Genomic DNA, 5478 nt, shown 5'->3' on the forward strand with positions numbered 1-5478 from the left:
AAAAAAGGTTGTGCTTAAAATAAAATAAGTTGTTTAAGGCTACAGCCCTTTGTTTTCAAGGGTTCAAGGCTATTTTTCTTTTCACATGAGTTACTTAATCAATGATCCCTACACTCAATCTGCTGATTGAGTGCTTTTTTTTCTTTTTTTTTATTATTATCTTAACTTAAATTTTTCTTCAGTCTCTTATGTTATATAGCCTAGGGGGCTATATAACACTTGATTTAGCCTAAGTAGTTATTATGCTCTTGGTTCGGCTGGGTTCTGAAATCAGGGAACACTCACCCTAAAGGACTCACAGTTGAAAAACTGCAAATCCTTTAGTGTTGTTACCTTGACGGTGTTCACTCATGCCCTCGGCACGACTTGGGACACTCATCAGGAGGTCATCACTGTATCAAGCTGACCCTGTTAAGATTACGGCTGATAGCACCGCCTAGACACGCTCTTAACCGCTATACGCTTTCTAATGCTAGCAAGGGCATACACCCAATGTACCGCTTCGAAAAACAATATAACCACTCATTGCGTTGCTCAATATGTCTAGAACCCCCTGTCGAGAGCTTACTGTCACCCATGAAATGCAGTCGTCACTGATGCCTGCCACCCATTTCAAGGGAACAGTTACAAGGCGTTGATTGGTTGAAGGTAACGAGCAAATAAATTATGAAACCACGGTTTTGTTTTGTAAGAACTGGGTTTTATAATCGCTAAAAGAGGTAATTTGATTGCAAAATAGCCTAGATTTGGCTTAGAATATGCCCTAATGGGCTTAATTGCTGGTCAAATAACGCAGTCTGAATGCTTATTTGGTCGTTACGGAGTGTCGCCAAACTCTCTGTAACCATTAACCACATTAAACGATAAACCCCCCTATTGCGTCAAGTAGTAGGGGGGTTTATTTTTTGAATATCTCAAATTCTATTAATGAACTATTATCTTTTTGCTATAAAATGCACTTTGTAGATATATAAACCTAATTAAAATTTAGTTGTGCTTTACAAGCAACTATCAATAATATGAAAGGAATCATAATGGAAAACAATTACTTATGCGAAAACTCTAAAGACAGTTTATGTATATATGCTCATTCAGCAGAGTTAGCTTTAGAAAAGGCTTACAACATAATGTATGATGGAACACCTGAATCTGAAAGCATAACAGTAAGTAATATAGATGATGATTCTGATACCGCATCAAGGTGTGGTGGATATGATCCAATATAAGATCGTATTATCTTATAGTTCAGTATGTAAATTAACTACATAGAACATAGAAAAGCCCCCAGCAGGGGGCTTTTTCGTTACTAATTCAGCTGATTCAAATACTCTAAAACCATTTATCATAATCTACCTTTACAGGAATAATTATCGTAGCTGTAGTGGGTACCATACTCGATAGATAAGTTACTGATAGTTATATGATTATCTGTAGGTAGGTGTTTTGGGTGTACTTGTGGGTGTACTTGCTGTGAGTAATTCGATGTTTTTTGGCACTACACAATACTTAGTGTATATTGATTGAATAACCATAACAATAAAAGGGGATTAGCATTGAATAACAAGCGTTTTATCTTGAGGTCACTTGGTGTCTGCGGTTTAATTTTCCTTTTGTCTACGATGGTTGCTGCTAGGTTTTTTTAGTATGGTGACTGAATATTGAGTGTGACTCCTACACTAGAACACAAACTGTCGTCTGTATACCCAGTGTTTACGGTATTTTCTAAATTTATTTTTAGAAAAGCCCAACGATAATACCAACAATCGGTTTTCTACTTTGGCTAATCAGTAACCTTGCTCATTCAAATCACGATAATAATCGCAGCCAGTTTGGCTACCATTATCACAAGACTTGCCGTACCATTTTTTTGCTTCATTCTTATTTATTTGAACGCCTTTACCTTCTTCATAGTGAACTCCGATTAGTCCTTGAGCATCAGCATCTCCTTGATTAGCTGATTTTAAAGTCCATTGAAATGCCTTGCTATAATCTTGGCGCACACCTTTGCCATAATAATAAAATGAACTCAAATAAAGCTGGGCTAATGCATCTCCTTGATTGGCTGATTTTTCAAACCACTTGACGGATTTTTTATAGTCTTGTTTTACTTCTTTGCCATCGTGGTACATTATTCCCATCGATAATTGAGCCGAAGCATCACCTTGTTCGGCTGATGCTTTTGTACTGTTAAAAAAATCTGAGGCGGAAGCTGATACTGCAATCCCCAAAACCATTAATCCAAAAGTAAGTGTTTTTTTCAGTAATTGCATGATCGTTATTTTCCTCAGAAGTGTTTCAAGTTAAGATTGGTGCACTATTTAAGGTTAAGAGCTAGCCAAGATCAGGCGGTGTTTTTCGCCTGTCCTGGCTAACTCTTAATCCAATAACCGCAGGGCGTTAGCGGTCACGCTCTATATCTTTGCTCTGTTGCCGTTCTAATTCTACTTGCTGTATTTGCCTTGTTAGCTCTGCCTTATCTGCTGGCACTAGCTCTGCTTTGCTGTCCTTGTTATAAATCGCTGTTACCTTGTCGCCCACGTTTGGCAACGTCTCAAAGCTGTCTAAATCATGGTACACCTTTCTGCCTGTTGGGGTCTTTTGCATAACGCCCAAGCGATTTACTGCGATTATCTCTCCTGTGTACCGTCGCCCTGCCTGTGCTTGAGCAGCCCCATATCTGAACGATGCGTGATAATTCAGTGTCTCCATTGCTTGTTCATGTGTGGCGTGAGCTTTAGGGTCTATCTGCTCGATATGTTTTTTAGCATCCATTGTAAAATCATACTCTTTGACAGCGTTATAATCCCTCTGAACTATATGGTACTCAGTAGCTAGCTCTCGCATCTGCTTTTCACGTTTACCCCTGCCTAGCCATGAATTATTATCTTTCAATACCTTGTACTCGGCTGAAAGCCTTGTCATATCAGCCTTGTATGGCTCTATAGCCTCTGATCTAATTCTCTCCGCAGTCTGTACCACCATTTCATCGAAACCTTGCCCCACATATAACGCTTCTTTGACGGTCTGCCCTTCAATTACGGGAGCATTGGCAGGCTTAATTGGCTCTATTTGCGGTTTTGGGGCTTTTGGTATGGCATTGGTAGCTTGTGGGTCTTTCTGTGGCTCTACGGGCTTCTGTGTGCGCTCCTTAACCTTCTCTTGCTCGGCTTTTTTCTCTTGCTCCTTTAACCTTATTTGACGGTTAATCTCAACTAGGGCTGTACCTTCCAATACTTCAATGATGTCTAATTTGGCTTGAAAGTCTTGTTCTTTGGCTTCTAGCAATGATTTGTAGGTGTCTTTAATTTCAGGATTTTTAAGCTGGGTCATGGTGAAGTTGGTTGGCTCTCGCTCAATACCTTGCTCTTTTAGCGACTTCATACTGATACGCTGATAACGTCCAGCCCTTTTTAGGTGGGCGTTACAAGTCTGCTCCCATCTATCACGCTGGGCTAGTAGATCCGCTTTTCGGTCTGCGGGCTTCATGCCTGTATTGGCTTTTTTAGCGCCACCACGTTCAGGGTTCTTGCCGTTGTAGCGTTTAAAATACTGGTCAGGGTCACGCTCGATGCCGTCTCTTGTGCGCTCGCTAAACATGATGTGAGCATGGGGCTGTTCTTTACCGTCCATTGCTGGGGGGTTATGGATTGCATACTGATAAGCGTGTTTGTCGCCTATCTCCTGCGCTATCCAATCTTTGATGAGTTCGTGGCGCTGGTCGCTATCTAGCTCCCTCGGTAAAGCAATCACGTGTTCACGGTAGGTACTGCCGTTTTTGCGTTCGTGTTCGTCTGCACTTTGCCAAAAATAATTGGGGTTATGGTCTGCCCATGCTGGCATATTTCCATGCCCTGTATGCTCTAGTTTCTCTAAGCTATTATTGTCTTTTGCATACTTTCCTTCCCTAGCAATATACTGGGCATGAGGGCTTGCCTTACCTTTTTTTCCTATGCCGACACTGAGCCTTGCGATTGCCATTTTTTTCTCTTTTGGTTTTTGGGGGTGTGGGGGTTTCCCCTGCTGGGGATTACAAAGGGGCTAGCCTCTTGTCACGCCGTTTCTCATTATAACCGATAGGGCAATAATGGGAAACGTCTAAGCGTGCCTTATATCCTCGATAAGGTTACAACCATCCGTCACTAGGCAACCAATACCCCTTATGATAAGCTCTGATGGCACGATAAATAATAACGGATAATTTTGGATTTTTGAAATGAATAAGTATCTATTAACATTTGCAGTAAGTGTTTTATCTGTGGGTTTTCTATCTGCTTGTAGCTCTGAACCTGAAAGTTATACTACTGATTTTTTATCAGAAAATGAGGATATTCGCTCTACCGTTTTAGAGGACTGTAAAGCCAATAAACAAAGCGATGAAAACTGTAAAAATGCGAATGAAGCGGAAGCCAAATCTCAAGTTAAAAGTTTAGAAGATAGAATGAACCAATAAGCAATATGAGGAAGGCAGATATGGCAAACATCAATACGGATTATCTTGATGACTTGGTTAAAAGATTTAAGGGTTTTAAGTCACCAAATGACACCCAGCAACTTATCATCATATTGGGCGAAAAAGACAATAGAAGTGAGGACGATAATCGCAAGCTGGCAGTATTGATGAAGGCTGAACGTAAAGCCGATCAACTGGCAAAAGCTCGGGCTGATGCTAGGCGCATGATTGATGCTGATAAGGCAAAGGCTCGGAAAGCAGAGGTTAGACGCAAGCTGATTTGGATGAGCGCTTTTGAAAAGATGGCTAGTGAAGATAGCGACATTAATATCAATTTGATACGGTTGATGATAGAGGCTTTCGATAGTGGTTTTATATCGGATAGAGACAAGGACGTTGTTAGAGAAGATATAGGGCTTTAAATATGAATACGAAGCGCTTTACTAATCGAGCATTCAAATTCTGTAATGCTTGTCGATCAAAACAACAGCTCGTCATTCAAGAACATAAAAATTTAAAGCTGGGCGTTTACCGCTGCCCCAAGTGCAACGCTGATACGATTGATAGCTATGTGCTTGTGGAGTATTACGAGGGCGGTTGTCGAATTAAAGCTAAGAAGATGAAAGCCTATGACCTGTTCAACTTGCGCTAAGCATTACTTCTTGCTCTTTTCGGGTGCGAATAGATCAGCCTGTCCATGTTTCTTAGCGTAGTCTCTCATAAAGGCTCTGACGGCTTGTGATGCAGTCGTATCTTGATTGCTGCAAGCGTGTTTAAACGCCTCTAGTAGGTTTTCTTCTACCTTAGCGGTAAACAGTTTGTCTTTTTTGTTGGACATAATACTTTCTCTATATACGTGGTATATACGCAATATACACTAGGTATAGAATATAATTTGTTGTTTTAAATATTAAATGTTGTTTTTGGCTAGATAAGAAACCTTTTTAATATTGGTTTCTTTAAAATAAAATAAGTTCATTAAAGCTGTAGCCCTTTGTTTTCAAGGGTTTCGGATAAACAACCAGTTT

The 5478-nt window shown here is 40.3% G+C and carries 7 protein-coding genes; 4 read left to right on the forward strand and 3 right to left on the reverse strand.

Annotated features, from left to right (window positions below; all coding sequences use genetic code 11):
* Positions 1-1034 precede the first annotated feature (1034 nt).
* Positions 1035-1226: a hypothetical protein gene (locus ACMHKH_RS14415; RefSeq protein WP_413521313.1), complete on the forward strand. Its 192-nt coding sequence runs from the start codon at positions 1035-1037 to the stop codon at positions 1224-1226.
* A 558-nt stretch (positions 1227-1784) separates the two neighbouring features.
* On the opposite strand, the gene ACMHKH_RS14420 is transcribed toward ACMHKH_RS14415, so the two are convergent.
* Together ACMHKH_RS14420 and ACMHKH_RS14425 are read right to left on the reverse strand one after the other, a co-directional pair.
* Positions 1785-2270 (reverse strand): tetratricopeptide repeat protein, encoded by a 486-nt coding sequence (locus ACMHKH_RS14420; RefSeq protein WP_413521314.1) that lies wholly within the window; start codon positions 2268-2270, stop codon positions 1785-1787.
* 127 nt (positions 2271-2397) lie between these two features.
* The gene (locus ACMHKH_RS14425; RefSeq protein ID WP_413521315.1) at positions 2398-3978 is read right to left on the reverse strand and encodes a MobA/MobL family protein; all 1581 of its coding nucleotides are present in this window, start codon (positions 3976-3978) and stop codon (positions 2398-2400) included.
* Between the two features lie 235 nt (positions 3979-4213).
* On the opposite strand from ACMHKH_RS14425, the gene ACMHKH_RS14430 reads away from it, so the two are divergent.
* From ACMHKH_RS14430 to ACMHKH_RS14440, 3 genes are read left to right on the forward strand one after another with little or no spacing between them, the layout of a single operon-like run.
* The gene (locus ACMHKH_RS14430) at positions 4214-4450 is read left to right on the forward strand and encodes an EexN family lipoprotein (RefSeq protein ID WP_413521316.1); all 237 of its coding nucleotides are present in this window, start codon (positions 4214-4216) and stop codon (positions 4448-4450) included.
* Positions 4451-4470: 20 nt separating this feature from the next.
* The gene (locus ACMHKH_RS14435; RefSeq protein WP_413521317.1) at positions 4471-4872 is read left to right on the forward strand and encodes a hypothetical protein; all 402 of its coding nucleotides are present in this window, start codon (positions 4471-4473) and stop codon (positions 4870-4872) included.
* 2 nt (positions 4873-4874) lie between these two features.
* Entirely contained in the window at positions 4875-5102 is a 228-nt protein-coding gene (locus ACMHKH_RS14440) for a hypothetical protein (protein WP_413521318.1), read from the forward strand.
* A gap of 3 nt (positions 5103-5105) precedes the next feature.
* On the opposite strand, the gene ACMHKH_RS14445 is transcribed toward ACMHKH_RS14440, so the two are convergent.
* Positions 5106-5288: a hypothetical protein gene (locus ACMHKH_RS14445; RefSeq protein ID WP_181718284.1), complete on the reverse strand. Its 183-nt coding sequence runs from the start codon at positions 5286-5288 to the stop codon at positions 5106-5108.
* Positions 5289-5478: the final 190 nt, after the last annotated feature.

The sequence above is a fragment of the Psychrobacter glacincola genome (assembly GCF_965118485.1).
GTDB classification, from domain to species: domain Bacteria; phylum Pseudomonadota; class Gammaproteobacteria; order Pseudomonadales; family Moraxellaceae; genus Psychrobacter; species Psychrobacter glacincola_D.

Bases quoted from the DNA above. Each gene is read 5' to 3' on its own strand.
- ACMHKH_RS14445 (WP_181718284.1), bottom strand. From the start codon at position 5,288: ATGTCCAACAAAAAAGACAAACTGTTTACCGCTAAGGTAGAAGAAAAC.
- ACMHKH_RS14435 (WP_413521317.1), top strand. From the start codon at position 4,471: ATGGCAAACATCAATACGGATTATCTTGATGACTTGGTTAAAAGATTT.
- ACMHKH_RS14430 (WP_413521316.1), top strand. From the start codon at position 4,214: ATGAATAAGTATCTATTAACATTTGCAGTAAGTGTTTTATCTGTGGGT.
- ACMHKH_RS14425 (WP_413521315.1), bottom strand. From the start codon at position 3,978: ATGGCAATCGCAAGGCTCAGTGTCGGCATAGGAAAAAAAGGTAAGGCA.
- ACMHKH_RS14420 (WP_413521314.1), bottom strand. From the start codon at position 2,270: ATGCAATTACTGAAAAAAACACTTACTTTTGGATTAATGGTTTTGGGG.
- ACMHKH_RS14440 (WP_413521318.1), top strand. From the start codon at position 4,875: ATGAATACGAAGCGCTTTACTAATCGAGCATTCAAATTCTGTAATGCT.
- ACMHKH_RS14415 (WP_413521313.1), top strand. From the start codon at position 1,035: ATGGAAAACAATTACTTATGCGAAAACTCTAAAGACAGTTTATGTATA.